13 protein-coding genes are annotated in these 14,431 nt (G+C 70.7%); 8 read left to right on the top strand and 5 right to left on the bottom strand.

The annotated features are described in order from the left end of the window. Positions 1-120: 120 nt before the first annotated feature. The gene (locus tag IEY30_RS13780) at positions 121-633 is read right to left on the bottom strand and encodes a methylated-DNA--[protein]-cysteine S-methyltransferase (RefSeq protein ID WP_030199516.1); all 513 of its coding nucleotides are present in this window, start codon (positions 631-633) and stop codon (positions 121-123) included. Then, entirely contained in the window at positions 630-1,664 is a 1,035-nt protein-coding gene (locus tag IEY30_RS13775; protein ID WP_052358603.1) for a cation diffusion facilitator family transporter, read from the bottom strand. Before IEY30_RS13775 ends, IEY30_RS13780 begins: the two co-directional genes overlap by 4 nt. Positions 1,665-1,826: 162 nt before the next feature. On the opposite strand from IEY30_RS13775, the gene IEY30_RS13770 reads away from it, so the two are divergent. Together IEY30_RS13770 and IEY30_RS13765 are read left to right on the top strand one after the other, a co-directional pair. After that, on the top strand, positions 1,827-2,021 hold the full coding sequence (locus tag IEY30_RS13770; protein WP_030199523.1) for a CsbD family protein: 195 nt from the start codon (positions 1,827-1,829) through the stop codon (positions 2,019-2,021). Between the two features lie 194 nt (positions 2,022-2,215). Then, positions 2,216-4,633, top strand: a complete 2,418-nt coding sequence (locus tag IEY30_RS13765) for a phosphoketolase family protein (RefSeq protein ID WP_030199525.1) — start codon at positions 2,216-2,218, stop codon at positions 4,631-4,633. Positions 4,634-4,714: 81 nt separating this feature from the next. Here the strand turns inward: IEY30_RS13765 and IEY30_RS13760 are convergent, their stop codons facing one another. The 3 genes from IEY30_RS13760 to IEY30_RS13750 are packed head-to-tail and all read right to left on the bottom strand — an operon-like array spanning position 4,715 to position 7,930. Continuing rightward, the gene (locus IEY30_RS13760; protein WP_030199528.1) at positions 4,715-5,503 is read right to left on the bottom strand and encodes a DeoR/GlpR family DNA-binding transcription regulator; all 789 of its coding nucleotides are present in this window, start codon (positions 5,501-5,503) and stop codon (positions 4,715-4,717) included. A 10-nt stretch (positions 5,504-5,513) separates the two neighbouring features. Further along, the gene (gene pdxA / locus IEY30_RS13755; RefSeq protein ID WP_030199531.1) at positions 5,514-6,521 is read right to left on the bottom strand and encodes a 4-hydroxythreonine-4-phosphate dehydrogenase PdxA; all 1,008 of its coding nucleotides are present in this window, start codon (positions 6,519-6,521) and stop codon (positions 5,514-5,516) included. Beyond that, positions 6,518-7,930 (bottom strand): four-carbon acid sugar kinase family protein, encoded by a 1,413-nt coding sequence (locus tag IEY30_RS13750; protein WP_052358604.1) that lies wholly within the window; start codon positions 7,928-7,930, stop codon positions 6,518-6,520. Before IEY30_RS13750 ends, pdxA begins: the two co-directional genes overlap by 4 nt. Before the next feature lie 247 nt (positions 7,931-8,177). On the opposite strand from IEY30_RS13750, the gene IEY30_RS13745 reads away from it, so the two are divergent. The 6 genes from IEY30_RS13745 to IEY30_RS13720 are packed head-to-tail and all read left to right on the top strand — an operon-like array spanning position 8,178 to position 14,422. Next, positions 8,178-9,806, top strand: coding sequence for an ABC transporter substrate-binding protein (locus tag IEY30_RS13745; RefSeq protein ID WP_052358605.1), 1,629 nt, complete (start codon positions 8,178-8,180; stop codon positions 9,804-9,806). Between the two features lie 37 nt (positions 9,807-9,843). Then, positions 9,844-10,776: an ABC transporter permease gene (locus IEY30_RS13740; RefSeq protein WP_030199539.1), complete on the top strand. Its 933-nt coding sequence runs from the start codon at positions 9,844-9,846 to the stop codon at positions 10,774-10,776. Continuing rightward, positions 10,773-11,726 carry an ABC transporter permease gene (locus IEY30_RS13735; protein WP_030199542.1) on the top strand — a complete coding sequence of 318 codons (954 nt, stop codon included), beginning with the start codon at positions 10,773-10,775 and terminating at the stop codon, positions 11,724-11,726. The genes IEY30_RS13740 and IEY30_RS13735 overlap by 4 nt, the downstream gene beginning before the upstream one ends. Beyond that, positions 11,723-12,565, top strand: coding sequence for an ABC transporter ATP-binding protein (locus IEY30_RS13730; RefSeq protein ID WP_052358606.1), 843 nt, complete (start codon positions 11,723-11,725; stop codon positions 12,563-12,565). The genes IEY30_RS13735 and IEY30_RS13730 overlap by 4 nt, the downstream gene beginning before the upstream one ends. After that, the gene (locus IEY30_RS13725) at positions 12,558-13,406 is read left to right on the top strand and encodes an ATP-binding cassette domain-containing protein (protein ID WP_081920517.1); all 849 of its coding nucleotides are present in this window, start codon (positions 12,558-12,560) and stop codon (positions 13,404-13,406) included. Before IEY30_RS13730 ends, IEY30_RS13725 begins: the two co-directional genes overlap by 8 nt. After that, entirely contained in the window at positions 13,403-14,422 is a 1,020-nt protein-coding gene (locus IEY30_RS13720; protein ID WP_081920518.1) for an aldo/keto reductase, read from the top strand. Before IEY30_RS13725 ends, IEY30_RS13720 begins: the two co-directional genes overlap by 4 nt. The last annotated feature ends 9 nt before the right edge of the window (positions 14,423-14,431 follow it).

The raw sequence follows: 14,431 nt of genomic DNA, 5'->3' as shown, positions 1-14,431 counted from the left end.
ACTCGACTGAGCAGATGTGGGGCGGGGCGGCCACTCGACTGAGCAGATGTGGGGCGGGGCGGCCACTCGACTGAGCAGATGTGGGGCGGGGCGCTCACTCGACTGAGGATGTGGGGAGGGTCAGAAGAGGCGGCCGGACCGGTCGGCCGGAGGCTCCTCGAGCGCGAGGAGGTAGCGCTTGCGATCCAGCCCACCGGCATACCCGACGAGGGAGCCGTCGGCGCCGATGACGCGGTGGCACGGCACGACGACGGCGATCGGGTTGCGGCCGTTGGCCGTGCCGACGGCCTGGGCGAGGTTGCGGTCACCGAGCGCGCGGGCCAGCTGCCCGTAGCTGCGGGTCTCGCCGTAGGGGATCTCGCGCAGCAGCGCCCACACCCGCTGGTGGAAGGTGTCACCGCGCGGCGCGAGCGGCAGGTCGAACTCGGTCAGGGCGCCGGCGAAGTACGCGGCGAGCTGGACGGCTGCCGAAGCGAAGGGCTCGTCGGCCGGGTCGCCGACCTCACCGAGGACGTCGGGGTCCTCGGGACGGTACTTCGCGGCATCCATGAGCAGGTGCGTGACGGCGGCGTCCTCGGCCACGACGGTCAGGTCACCGATGGGCGAGGGCACGACGACGTGCGTGGGGCTCATGCGTCGTCGTCGCCCCGTCCGGGTTGTGCCGGGGGCGTCGTCCCGTGCGCGGCGACGATGTCGTCGTGCGTGGGGATGGGGAACTCGGCGGCGTAGTCGCCGTAGGCGCGAGGGTCCTCGGACGGCTCGAGGTGGCAGGTCAGGGTGATCTCGCCGAACTCGCGGTGGACGGCGTCCTCGACCTCCTCCATGAGGTCGTGGCCCTGCTGGACGGTCCACGCGCCGGGCACGAGCACGTGCACCTCGGCGAACCGGTGGTGGCCCGACACGCGCGTGCGCAGGGCGTGGAAGTGGACCTCGCGCGTGACGAAGCGCGACAGGATCTCGGCGATCGCGCTGTTGTCCTCCTTGGGCATGGAGATGTCCATCAGGCCCTCGGTGGACTCGCGGATGAGCTTCCAGCCGGTCCAGACGATGTTGACGCCGACGAGGAAGGCGATGATCGGGTCGAGCCGCTCGACGTGCGTCAGGGCGACGAGGAGCACGCCGACGACGACGCCGGCGGAGGTCCACACGTCGGTCATGAGGTGCTTGCCGTCGGCGGTCAAAGTCAGCGAGCGGTAGCGCCGGCCCGCCCGGAGCAGCACCACCGCGACCGCGCCGTTGACGGCCGACGCGACGACGGAGATCGCCAGGCCCAGCCCGACGTTCTCGATCGGCTGCGGGTTGAGGAAGCGCTCGACCGCGGTGTACATGATCACGAGGGCGGCGACGAAGATCATCATCCCCTCGATGGCCGCCGAGAAGTACTCCGCCTTGGTGTGGCCGAAGTGGTGGTTCTTGTCGGCGGGCATCGCCGCGACCTTGAGCGCGATGAGGACGGCGATCGCGGCGACGAGGTTGACGACCGACTCGGCCGCGTCGGAGAGCAGGCCGACCGAGCCCGTGATGCGCCACGCGATGACCTTGAGCGTGATCGTGACGACGGCCGCCACGATGGACAGGTAGGCGAACCGGCTGAGGTCGCGCGTCTGCGGTCCACGGGCGGACGGCGGGGTCACCTCGGAGGCGGGGTTCGGGATCGCGGTCACGCCTCCAGTGTCGCAAAGGCCACCGACGCCGTGTGCCGTCGTCCCGGTCGCGACGTGTCGTGGACGCGTCGCGGGCCTGTCGTGGACCTGCCGCTGTGGTGGCGATGCACGGTGACCGGGTAGGGGTAGAAGCATCCGATCGAAGGCGAAAGGGGCCCTGACATGGGTATCGAAGACAAGGCCAGCAACATGGGTGAAGACCTGAAGGGCAAGGCCAAGGAAGCCACCGGCAAGGTCACCGACAACGAGCGACTCGAGGCCGAGGGCGAGCGTGACCAGGCCTCGGCGGACCTCAAGCAGCGGGGCGAGAAGCTCAAGGATGCGGGCGACGACGTCAAGGACGCCTTCGACCGCTGACCTTCCGGAGTGGGGTGGGTCGGTCCCGACGGGGGCCGGCCCACTGCTCTGTCCCGGCCCGCCCGGTGCCCGTCCCACCCGATGACGTATGCCGTGTGACCGGGTCAGGAGGCACCGACCCCTTGCCAGCCCGGCCGGCGTCCGTGAGGCTCGACGAGGACGACGATCTCCGACCCCCTCGAGAGGCGCTTGCTGTGACGACGAGCACGACGACGAGCCAGACGACGAGCACGAACCCCGTGCCGCCCCCCACCGCCGACGAGATCGCCGCGATGGACGCGTGGTGGCGCGCCAACAACTACCTGACGATCGGGCAGATCTACCTGCAGGACAACGCGCTCCTCCAGCGCTCGCTCGAGCCGGACGACATCAAGCCGCGCCTGCTCGGTCACTGGGGCACGAGCCCAGGGCTGTCGTTCGTCTACACGCACATGTCGCGGGTCATCCGCCACACGGGCCAGCAGACGATCTACCTCACCGGCCCGGGCCACGGTGGTCCGGCGCTCGTCGCGGCCGGCTACCTCGAGGGCACGTACTCCGAGATCTACCCGAAGGTGACGACGGACGCCGACGGCGTGCGGCGCCTCTTCCGCCAGTTCTCGGCGCCCGGCGGCATCCCGAGCCACGTGTCGGTGACGACCCCCGGCTCGATCCACGAGGGCGGCGAGCTCGGCTACGTCCTCGTCCACGCCTTCGGCGCGGTTATGGACAACCCCGACCTGCTGGCGCTCGCGGTCGTCGGCGACGGCGAGGCCGAGACCGGCCCGCTCGAGGGCTCGTGGAAGGGCATCTCCTTCCTCAACCCGCGTCGTGACGGCGCCGTGCTGCCGGTCCTGCACCTCAACGGCGCCAAGATCGCGGGCCCCACCGTGCTCGGCCGCAAGGACCCCGCGGAGGTTCGCAGCCTGCTCGAGGGGCACGGCTACGACGTGCTCGAGGTCGAGGGCGACGACGTGCCCGGCATGCACGAGCGTTTCGCGCAGGCGCTCGCGACGGCATACGACCGCATCCGCGCGATCCAGGCCGAGGCGCGGGCCGACGGCTGGACGATGGGCGAGCGGCCGCGCTGGCCGCTCATCGTGCTGCGCACCCCGAAGGGGTGGACGGGGCCGGCCGAGGTCGACGGCGTCAAGGTGACGGGCACCTGGCGCTCGCACCAGGTGCCGCTCTCAGGGGTCAAGGAGAACCCCGAGCACCTCGCCCTCCTGGAGAGCTGGTTGCGGTCCTACCGGCCCGAGGAGCTGTTCGACGATGCGGGACGACCCAGCGAGCTTGTGCTGCAGGCGAACCCGGAGGGTGACCTCCGCATGAGCGCGTCGCCGCACGCCAACGGCGGGGTGCTCACGACCGAGCTCGACCTCCCGGACTTCCGTGACTTCGCCCGGGACGTGCCGTCCCCGGCGAGCACGCGGGAGGAGTCGACGCGTGCCATCGGTGAGCTGATGCGCGAGCTCTACGTGCGCAACCCGACGACGTTCCGGCTCTTCAGTCCCGACGAGACCAACAGCAACCGGGTCGGTGCGGTGTTCGACGTGTCCGACCGGATGACGGCCGAGCGGGTGACCGACGACGACGTCAAGCTCTCGCACGACGGCCGCGTCATGGAGGTGCTGTCCGAGCACTCCTGCCACGGCTGGCTCGAGGGCTACACGCTGACCGGCCGTCACGGTCTCTTCGCGACGTACGAGGCCTTCGCGATGGTGAGCGCGTCGATGACCGTGCAGCACAGCAAGTGGCTGCAGGAGGCCAACAAGCTCGACTGGCGCGCCAAGGTGCCCAGCCTCAACATCCTGCTGACGTCGACGGCCTGGCGCAACGACCACAACGGCTTCTCGCACCAGGGGCCCGGGCTCATCCAGACGGTCCTCAACGCGCGCGGAGAGGTGTCGCGCATTTACCTGCCGCCGGACGCGAACTGCCTTCTCTCCGTCGCGGACCACTGCTTCCGGAGCAAGAACTACGTCAACCTCATCGTCATCGACAAGCAGCCCCAGCCGCAGTGGCTGACGATGGACGAGGCCATCGCGCACTGCGCCGCGGGGGCCGGCATCTGGGACTGGGCCGGCACCGACGACGGCGACCGCGACCCCGACGTCGTACTCGCGTGCGCCGGTGACGTCGTGACCATGGAGGTCGTCGCGGCGGCCCAGATCCTCCGGGAGAAGCTGCCGCAGCTGCGGGTCCGCGTCGTCAACGTCGTCGACCTCATGACGCTGCCGCGGGCGCGCAGCCACCCGCACGGCATGGACGACGTGCGCTTCGGTGAGCTGTTCACCGACCACGTCGACGTCGTCTTCGCCTTCCACGGCTACCACGGCGCCATCCACCAGCTCGTCCACGGCCGCCCCGAGGCCGACCGCTTCCACGTGCGCGGCTTCAGCGAGGAGGGCACGACGACGACGCCCTTCGACATGGTCGTGCGCAACGGCGTCGACCGCTACTCCCTCGTCATGGACGCCATCAACAACGCCGGTCGCCAGGTGCGCGGGTCGAGCGAGGTCAAGGCGTGGTGCGAGGCCCAGCTGGCCGAGCACCAGGCCTACATCGTCGAGCACCTCGAGGACATGCCGCAGGTGCGCGACTGGGTCATGACGACCGTCGTCGAGGACTGAGCCACGGGAGAAGCTGGCGTATGCCGTGGGGCCCGCCTCACGGCATACGCCCGCTTCTCGTCGGGTGGGTGACGAGCGAGCTCAGTCGCGTCGCGGCGCGATGACGACCTCGACGTCGTTGTCGCGGAACGCTTGCAGCGCAAGGGGATCGGCGGACTCGTCGGTGACGAGGGTCCACCGCGACGGCATGACCGCCCAGGCGTGGAAGGGCGACTGGCCGAGCTTGTCGGCGTGCGCGAGCACGTAGGTGTGCTCGGCGCGGCTCATCATCAGCTCCTTGAGGCGGGTCTGCTCGAGGTCGGCCTCGCAGATGCCGCGCTCGGCATGGACGCTGTCGGCCCCCATGAAGGCGCGGTCGAACGACATCCGCTGCACGGCGGCCTCGGTGAGCGGACCGACGAAGGCCTGGCTGAGCGGCCGCAGTCGCCCGCCGAGCGCGATGACGTCGATGCCGACGCTGTCGGTCAGGGTGGCCATGGCGCTGATGCCGGCGGTGACGACGGTCAGCTCGGTCAGCTCCGGCGTCTTGGTGATCGCGTCGGCGAGCGCGCCCATCGTCGAGCCGGCGTCGAGGAGCACCGTCTCGCCGGGCTCGATCTGGTCGGCGGCCCACCGCGCGATGTCGCGCTTGGCGGCGTGGGCCTCACCGAGGCGCTGGCGCAGCGAGGCCTCGGGGTGGTGAGCGAGGCTCATGACGCCGCCGTAGGTGCGGGCCAGCTTGCCCTGGGCGGTCAGCTTGGCGAGGTCACGCCGGATCGTCGACGCGGTGACCCCGAGCTGGTCGGAGAGCTCCTCCACGCTCGCGAGTCCACTGGTCGTGGCGAGGCGGACGATCTCGCCCCGACGCGTCTGTGCGGTGTGCTTCGCCACGCTGGGCACCTTAGGCGTCGACGGGCCGCGGCGCCATCTCCGCGCCGAGTCGCAGGGCCTCGATCATCGAGCGGTGGTCGGCGACCCCCGTGCCCGCGATGTCGAAGGCTGTGCCGTGGTCGACGGAGGTGCGGATGACGGGCAGGCCGATGGTCACGTTGACGCCCGCCTCGAGGCCGAGCACCTTGACGGGGCCGTGCCCCTGGTCGTGGTACATCGCGACGACGAGGTCGTAGTCGCCGCGCCCGGCGAGGAAGAAGAGCGTGTCGGCCGGCAGGGCCCCGTGCACGTCGATGCCGTCGGCACGCGCGGCCTCGACGCCGGGGTTGATCTTCGACTCCTCCTCGCCGTAGCCGAAGAGGCCGTTCTCGCCGGCGTGCGGGTTGATGCCGCACACGCCGATCTTGGGGTTCGGGTTGCCGGCGTCGACGAGGGCCTTGTGGCCGCGGCGGATGACGCGCTCGACGAGCCCCGGCTCGATGCGGTTGACGGCATCGATGAGACCGATGTGGGTCGTGACGTGGATGACCTTGACCTTCTCGGTCGAGAGCATCATCGAGACCTCCGGCGTGCCCGTGAGGTGGGCGAGCAGCTCGGTGTGGCCGGGGAAGACGTGCCCGCCCGCGTGCAGCGCCTCCTTGTTGAGCGGCGCCGTGCAGATGGCCTGGACCTTGCCGGCCATCGCGAGCTCCGAGGCCACGCGGATGTAGTGGTAGGCCGCGTCGCCGGCCACCGCGGACAGCTGGCCGAAGGGCAGGTCGGGCGGGAGCAGGGCGAGGTCGATGACGTTGATGCGGCCGGGGATCTCGCTCGCCTGCTCGACGTCGTCGATGGTGACGATGTCGACGAGGACCCCGGCGACCGCGGCGGCCTGCTTGAGGCGCAGGGCGTCACCGACGACGACGGTGCGCGCCATCGTCGCGACGTGCGGGTCGGCGAGGGCCTTGACGATGATCTCGGGGCCGATGCCGGCGCCGTCTCCCATGGTCACGGCGATGCGGGGAAGGGCGGCGCTCATGAGTTCTCCTCGGTGGTCGCGTCGTGGACGGCGCGGGTTGCGGTGTGAGTCGGTGTGGTCTGCGCTGCACCGGGTGCAGGCGAGGTGGAGGGGGCGCCGCCTCGCAGGTGCGCGGCGACGCGCGCGAGCGAGGACGGGTCGCCGAAGCTGCCGGGGCGGGTGACGACGAGCCGGCCGCCGGGGCGCCGGCTCACGACGCTCCCGGTCCCGGTCTCGCCGGTCCCGATCTCGCCGAGGACCTCGAGCGAGCCGACGTCGAGGCGGTCGAGGACGGCGCGCGCCGTTTCGCCGCCGGAGAGGAACGCCGCGTCGTAGCCGTCGAGCAGCGGCGCGACCACGTCGGCCAGGGCCTCCGTCAGGGCGCGAGAGCGGGTCGGGTCGGCGGGGGCGGTGGGGTCGAGGGCGACGACGAAGACATCGGCGACACCGTCACGGCTCAGCTCGGCGAGCCGAACGCATACGGCCTCGGGGTCGGTGAGCAGCTCGTCGGGCTGCACGAGCACGGTCTGCGCGGAGTGCGCAGCCGAGAGCTGCGTCAGCTGGGCCGGGAGGCCCGGCGCGCGGGTCCCGAGCACGAAGAGCACCGAGCCTGCGGTGCCGGTGCCGGTGCCGGCGCCGGCACCGGCACCGGTGGCCGCGGTCGGGGCACCGTCGAGCGGCAGGCCGTCGGGGTCGCGCGGGAGGGCGCGGGCCGCGACCGCCGCCAGGGCGCCCGACCCGACGAGCAGGACCTCGGACGTGGCCCGGACGGCAGCGGCGTGCACGACCTCGAGATCGGCCTCGGTGACCGCGTCGCACACGGCGACGAGACCGGAACCGGCGGCCGCTGCGAGAGCGTCGCCCACGGCGTCGACCCCGAGCGCGACGACCGTGTGGGGGACGAGCACCGTGCGCAGGGGGTGCAGCGCCTCGGCGACCCGGGACGGCGCGGCCGTCGGCTCGACCGCCCAGAGGTCCGTGTGGTGCAGGGGGGTGCCGCCCACGTGGAGCACGCCGTCGCGCACGACGCGGTCGAGCGCGGGGTTGGCCACGGCCACGACCGGGGTCCGGTGCAGCTCCTCGGCGAGGGCCGCCACCTCGGCGGCGACGTGCCCTCGCAGCAGCGAGTCGACCTTCTTGACGACGACCGGGGCGCCGGCGACGAGGGCCGCTGCCGCGCGCACGGCGCGCACGGCGTCGTCGGCCTCCAGCCGCCGGGAGTCGGTGTCGACCGTGACGACGGCGTCGATGGCGGCGGCGATGTCGGCGTCGACGGCGGCGTAGACAGCGGCGTGCGGTGCCCGCGAGGGCGGAAGCGCGTCGATGGAGAGGATGACTCGGCTGCGCGAAACACGCATCAGAGCGTGTGCTGCGCACTCTGCGCTGCCGCTGAGGTCGTCTGCCACGATGCCCAGGACCGGTCCGCTCATGTCTCCTCCTCACTGCTCTCGATGCCCGGTTGCGCTTGTGCAGCAAGGGAATTGGCGACCTTGCCGGTGGTGGTGAAGGGAGGTGCGCCGACGGGCTGGGGTGCACCGGACGGCGTGCGCCGATCCGTCCTTTCACAAAAAACGCTACAGGTATTGCGCACATCACGCAATGGTGCGAAGGTTGGTCAACCCGAGGGGCGCAGCGTGCGCCGCCGACGGGGAGGCCACCGCTCAACGAGGAGTCCCGATGCCCCAGCAGCCTGCTCTGCTTCCCACGTCTGACCAGCCGACGCGTGAGGTCTCGCGTCGCTCGATCCTGAAATTCGCCTCGCTGGCTGGCGCCGGAGCGCTCTTCGCTCCCGCCCTCGCCGCGTGCGCCGGGCCCAAGACCGCCAACACCGCGAGCACTGCCGGTGCAGGGGCTGCCGGGGGCACACTGAGCATCGTGCTCAACCGCAACCTGGTCAGCCTCGACAACAAGCTGAACCAGTACGACGCGGCCGTCACCGTCCAGCGCGCCGTGCGCGAGGCCCTGACGAAGATCGGCGACGACCTCAAGCCCGAGCTCGTCCTCGCCGAGTCCTTCGAGCAGACCAAGCCCACCGAGTGGACCGTCAAGCTGCGCAGCGACATCCACTACTCCGACAAGTCGCCGGTCACCGTCGAGGACGTCGAGACCGCGCTCAAGCTGTACTTCCAGGTCAAGGCCGGCTACGTCGCGTCGCAGTTCCCCGAGCAGCCGAGCTTCAAGAAGGTCGACGACAAGACCTTCACCCTCACCACCAAGACCCCGGTCGTCACGCTGAACTCGCTGATGTCCAACATCCTCATCACCCCCGCCAAGGACAACAAGGCCGAGGAGCTGAGTGGCGGCCTCGGCACCGGACCCTTCGTCATCGCGAGCGCCGACAGCGGCACCGGCACCTACAAGCTGACCCGCAACGAGAGCTACTGGGGCGAGAAGGCCAAGCTCCAGGAGGTCAACGTCAGCTACCAGGAGGAGGAGGGTGCGCGCGTCATCGCCATCACCTCCGGCCAGGCCGACGTCATCGACACCATCACGCCCGAGTCGGCCGCCTCGCTCAAGACCAACGCCGACATCGACGTCATCGAGACGCCGGGCACGCGCCTGATCCACCTCTTCTACAACTTCCGCAAGCCGGCGAGCAGCCCGTTGTCCAAGCCCGAGGTGCGCGAGGCGCTCACCTACGCCATCGACCACGACTCGCTCATCAAGGCCCTGATGAACAACCAGGTGACCTCGGCCGAGGGCGTCGTGCCCAAGACCCTCGCGGGCTTCGCCAAGACGGGCGACTACAGCTACGACCCCGCCAAGGCCAAGCAGATGCTCGCCGCGGCCGGCGCGAGCGACCTCAAGCTCACCTTCATCTGGGAGGACTCCGAGTTCGCCGGCGCCTCGCGCGTCCTCGAGGCCATCTCGCAGATGCTCGCGGCGGTCGGCGTGACCGCGACGCTCAAGATGATCCCCAAGGGCGGCGAGATCAACGCCTGGCGCCGCGGCGAGGCCGGCGACTGGGACGTGCTGGCCAACGGCTACGGCAACCAGACGGGCCTGGCCCTCACCAACCTGCAGGGCCAGTACGGCGGCACGGCGGAGAAGGAGAAGACGCGTGACACCTACCACGGCTTCGTCGTCCCCGAGATCACCGCGCTGCTCGACCAGGCCGGCGCCGAGGCCGACGAGGCCAAGCGCAACGACCTGCTGAAGCAGGCCCAGGAGAAGATCTGGGCGCTGTGGCCGGCCATGTGGGCCTGGACGCCCAACAACGTCCTCGCCAAGCGCAAGCGCGTCACGACGCTCAAGCTGCGCGCCATCAACTCCTACGACCTCGGCTCCGTGACGGTCTCGGCCTGACCGGGTCCGCCCGACCCACCCACCTCCAGGTGATCCCATGTTGACCTACGTCCTCAAGCGCATCGGGCAGACCGTGCTCACCGCGTTCCTCGCGACCGCGACGGTCTTCGTCCTGCTCCGGATGGCTCCAGGTGACCCGGCGGCGAACTACGCCCCGCCGAACCCCACCTCGGAACAGCTCGCCGCCATCCGGGAGGAGTTCGGGCTCGACCAGTCGATCCCGGTCCAGTTCGTCACCTTCCTGCAGCACCTCTTCCAGGGTGACGTCGGGACGTCGTTCTTCTTCAAGCGCCCCGCGCTCGAGGTCGTCATGGAGCGCCTGCCCTACACCATCACGCTGGCGGTGGCCGCGATCGTCGTCACGGCGGCGGTCGCGATCCCGCTGGGCGTGTGGATGGCCCGACGGGCCGACACCGCCAAGGACCTCGGCGCGAACATCGCCACCATCGCCGGGCAGTCGATGCCCGACTTCTGGATCGGTTTCGTGCTGCTCATCCTCTTCGCGGTGCAGCTCGGCTGGTTCGAGCCGGCCGGCTTCACGTCGGCGAGCTCGATCGTGCTGCCGACGGTGACGATCGCGATCCTGCAGATCGCCCTGATCAGCCGGCTCGTGCGCCGCGAGATGGTCGTCAACCTCGCCTCGCCCTACCTGACGGTGGCGCGCTCGCGGGGCATCTCGGAGCGCGCACTGACGTGGCGCTACGCCTTCGGCAACTCGGCCATCCCCGTCGTCACGGCCCTGGGCACTCGCTTCGCGGCGATGCTCAACGGCGTCGTCATCGTCGAGGTCGTCTTCAAGTGGCCGGGCGTCGGTGAGCTCGTCGTCAACGCCCTCAAGCAGCGCGACTTCCCGCTCATCCAGGCCACGGTCCTCGTGACCGTCGTCCTCGCGCTCGTGGTCCAGCTGCTCGTCGACCTGCTCTACCCGCTCATGGACCCGCGGGTCCGACTCGGAGAGGCCAGCTCATGACCACCTCGACGAACCTGCCCGGACGCCAGCAGGTGCCCAACCTCAGCGAGGTCCCCGGGTCCATCCTGGGCCGCGACTCGGCGGTCACCAAGGTGCTGCTGCGCCGGTCGGCCGCCGCCCGTCGGGCGCGCTACAGCACGATCAAGATCTGGGTCGGGGCCATCTGCGCCGGCGTCGTCGTGGTCCCCGTGGCGCTCGCGCAGCTGCTGCCGCTGCCCGACCCGATCATCGGCCAGCTCTCGGAGTCGTCCCTGCCGCCGCTCAGCGCCGGTCACCTCTTCGGCACCGACCCCAACGGGCGCGACCTGCTGAGCCGGGTCCTGCACGGCGGGCAGACCTCCCTCGTCATCGGCGTGCTCGCGATCTTCGTCTCGGGTCTCGTCGGGATCGTCGCGGGCGCGGCCGCGGGCTACTTCGGCGGCTGGGTCGACACCATCGTCTCGCGCCTGCTCGAGGCGCAGATGTCGCTGCCCTTGCTGCTCATGCTGCTGCTCGTCGTGGCGCTCTTCGGCCCGTCGATCCCGGTCATCACGCTCGTCATCGCCTTCGCCCAGTGGCCCGAGCCCGCGCGCATCACCCGGGCGCTCGTGCTCGTCGAGAGGGAGAAGCCCTACGTCGCGGCGGCTCGCGTGCTCGGCCTGCACCGCATCTCGATCATCACGCGGCACCTCATCCCCAACATCCTCCAGCAGGTACTCGTCGTCGTCCTGCTGCTGCTCGCCCAGGCGGTGCTCCTCGAGAGCGCGCTCAGCTTCCTCGGCGCGGGCGTGCAGCGGCCCTACCCGACCTGGGGCGGCATCATCTCCGACGGCCGCGAGCTCTTCGTCACCGGCAAGTGGTGGCTCGTCACGATCCCGGGCGTCGTCATCGCCCTGCTCGTCGTCGGCGTCAACCTCGTCGGGGACGGCCTGCGCGACCGGGTCCGTCGTGCGAAGGGAGAAGAGTCGTGAGCGTCCTCGAGGTCAAGGACCTGCAGGTCGAGCTGATGACCGGCACCAAGGTCGTCCGCGCCGTCGACGGCGTCAGCTTCCACATCGACGCGGGCGAGACGGTGACGATCATCGGCGAGTCCGGCTCGGGCAAGTCGACGACCGCCATGGCGATCCTGCGACTGCTGCCCGACGACCTCGCCGTCATCTCGGGCGAGGCTCGCATCGGCGGCCAGAACGTGACGGGCGACCGCAAGGTCATCGACAAGCTGCGCGGCCGGGCGGTCGCGCTCATCCCGCAGGACCCGATGACGGCCCTCAACCCGATCCGCACCATCGGTCGCCAGATGACCGAGGCCGTGCGCGTGAAGTACCCCGACCTCGGCAAGGCGGAGGCGAAGGCGCGGGCCCTGTCGCTCATGGAGCAGGTGCACATCCGCGACCCGAAGAAGCAGTTCGACGCCTACCCGCACCAGCTCTCGGGCGGCATGCTCCAGCGCGTGCTCATCGCCATGGCGGTCTCGGCCGACGCCGACCTCATCGTGGCCGACGAGCCGACGAGCGCCCTCGACGTCACGGTGCAGGCCGGCATCCTCGACCTGCTGCTCGAGCTGCAGGAGCAGACGGGCATCGCGCTGCTGCTCATCACCCACGACCTCGGCGTCGCGCGCCTCATGAGCGACCGCATCCACGTCATGAAGTCGGGCGTCTTCGTCGAGGGCGGCGCGGTCACCGACGTCGTCGACCACCCGCAGCACCCCTACACGCAGAAGCTGCTCGGGGCGATCCCCGAGCTCGGCCCGTGGGAGGACCCGGCCCTCGCCGTGCCCGAGCTCGCGAAGGAGGCCAGCCATGGCTGAGAACCTGCTCACCGTCAGCAACCTCGTCGTCGAGTACCGCAGCGGCAAGGAGGTCTTCCGCGCCGTGGACGACGTGTCGTTCAGCGTCCCGCGCGGCGGCACCCTCGCCATCGTGGGCGAGTCGGGCTGCGGCAAGTCGACGATCGCCAAGGCCCTCGTGCGACTGCTCAAGCCGACGTCGGGTGTCATCGACCTCGACGGCACCGACCTGGCGCAGCTCGGCGAGAAGCAGCTGCGCCCGATGCGCCACCGCGTCCAGATGGTCTTCCAGGACCCGTACGGCTCCCTCGACCCGCACCTGACGGCCCAGGAGATCGTCGCCGAGCCGATCCGCGTGCGGGGCGAGAGGTCGCGGAAGGTGCAGCGCGACAAGGCCGCCGAGCTCATCGAGCGCGTCGGGCTGCCGCGCACCGCGCTCGAGCGCAAGCCTCCGGAGTTCTCCGGCGGCCAGCGCCAGCGCATCGGCATCGCCCGTGCGCTCGCGTCGGGCCCCGAGCTGCTCGTGTGCGACGAGGCGACGAGCGCCCTCGACGTCTCGGTCCAGGCGCAGGTGCTCGAGCTGCTCGCCGACATCCAGGCCGAGACCGGGCTGACCTACCTCTTCATCTCGCACAACCTCGGCGTCGTACGGGCCATCTCGCAGGACACCATCGTCATGCGGGCCGGCCGGATCGTCGAGAGCGGCCGCACCGACGACCTCCTCTCGCGTCCGCAGGAGGAGTACACCCAGCGACTGCGCCGCTCGGCCCTCGAGCCGGGACTCATGACCGGCATCAAGCCGCGACACCTCATCCGACACATCGCCGCCTCGCGCGCGGCCGAGACCGAGAAGGCCTCATGACGAGCCCGACGAGCACGACCAGCACGACCAGCACGACACTGCCCACCCTCGACCTGCCCGGCCTCGACCGGCCGCTCTCGCGGCTCGTCCTCGGGACGATGACGTTCGGCGACACCGTCGACCTCGACACGGCGCGCACCATGGTCGACACCGCGCTCGACGCGGGCATCACGTCCATCGACACCGCGAACGGGTATGCCGCGGGGCGCAGCGAGGAGATGCTCGCCGAGATCCTCGCGGGCCGGCGGGACGCCGCGACCATCGCGACCAAGGCGGGCATCTACCCCGGTGACGCCGGTGGCGCGCCGCTGCTGTCGGCCGCCGGGCTCCGCTCGTCCCTCGAGGCGAGCCTGCGCCGGCTGCGCACCGACCACGTCGACGTCTACTACCTCCACCAGCCCGACCGGTCGGTGCCGATCGCCGAGACCGTCGCCGCGCTGGACGACCTCGTCGCCGAGGGCAAGGTCCGGGCCATCGGGGTCTCGAACTTCTCCGCCTGGCAGATCGGTGACGTCTTCGCCGCGTGCGACGCCTTGGGCACCCCGCGCCCGATCCTCGCGCAGCAGCTCTACAACCTCGTCGCTCGCCGCATCGAGGCGGAGTACGCCGAGTTCGCGACGACGAAGGGTCTCGCGACCATCGTCTACAACCCCCTGGGTGGTGGCCTGCTGACCGGCCGCCACTCGTTCACGGAGTCGCCGGGCGAGGGCCGCTTCGGCTCGTCGGCGCTCGCGACGATGTACAAGGACCGCTACTGGAACGCCGAGACGTTCGCGGTCATCGAGGCCCTGGGCGCGATCGCGTCCGAGGCCGGCATCAGCCTCCCCGAGCTGTCGCTGCGCTGGCTGCTGAGCAAGCCCGTCGTGTCGTCGGTGCTCCTCGGGGGATCCAAACCACACCAGCTGGAGGCCAACATCACTGCTGCACAAGCCGGTCCGCTCCCCGAAGACGTCGTCGCCGCGTGCGACGAGGCAGGCCTGGCTCTCGCCGGGTCGATGCCGAGGTACAACCGATGAGCGCGCAGG

This window comes from Terrabacter tumescens (assembly GCF_014646815.1).
Lineage (GTDB): Bacteria > Actinomycetota > Actinomycetes > Actinomycetales > Dermatophilaceae > Terrabacter > Terrabacter tumescens.
Note: the sequence above shows the minus strand (reverse complement) of the source record. Positions and strands in the feature narration are given on the sequence as shown.

Excerpts from the sequence above, each read along its gene's own strand:
- IEY30_RS13750 (WP_052358604.1), bottom strand. The coding sequence starts at position 7,930 with ATGAGCGGACCGGTCCTGGGCATCGTGGCAGACGACCTCAGCGGCAGC.
- IEY30_RS13720 (WP_081920518.1), top strand. The coding sequence starts at position 13,403 with ATGACGAGCCCGACGAGCACGACCAGCACGACCAGCACGACACTGCCC.
- IEY30_RS13740 (WP_030199539.1), top strand. The coding sequence starts at position 9,844 with ATGTTGACCTACGTCCTCAAGCGCATCGGGCAGACCGTGCTCACCGCG.
- IEY30_RS13725 (WP_081920517.1), top strand. The coding sequence starts at position 12,558 with ATGGCTGAGAACCTGCTCACCGTCAGCAACCTCGTCGTCGAGTACCGC.
- pdxA (WP_030199531.1), bottom strand. The coding sequence starts at position 6,521 with ATGAGCGCCGCCCTTCCCCGCATCGCCGTGACCATGGGAGACGGCGCC.
- IEY30_RS13770 (WP_030199523.1), top strand. The coding sequence starts at position 1,827 with ATGGGTATCGAAGACAAGGCCAGCAACATGGGTGAAGACCTGAAGGGC.
- IEY30_RS13735 (WP_030199542.1), top strand. The coding sequence starts at position 10,773 with ATGACCACCTCGACGAACCTGCCCGGACGCCAGCAGGTGCCCAACCTC.
- IEY30_RS13780 (WP_030199516.1), bottom strand. The coding sequence starts at position 633 with ATGAGCCCCACGCACGTCGTCGTGCCCTCGCCCATCGGTGACCTGACC.
- IEY30_RS13745 (WP_052358605.1), top strand. The coding sequence starts at position 8,178 with ATGCCCCAGCAGCCTGCTCTGCTTCCCACGTCTGACCAGCCGACGCGT.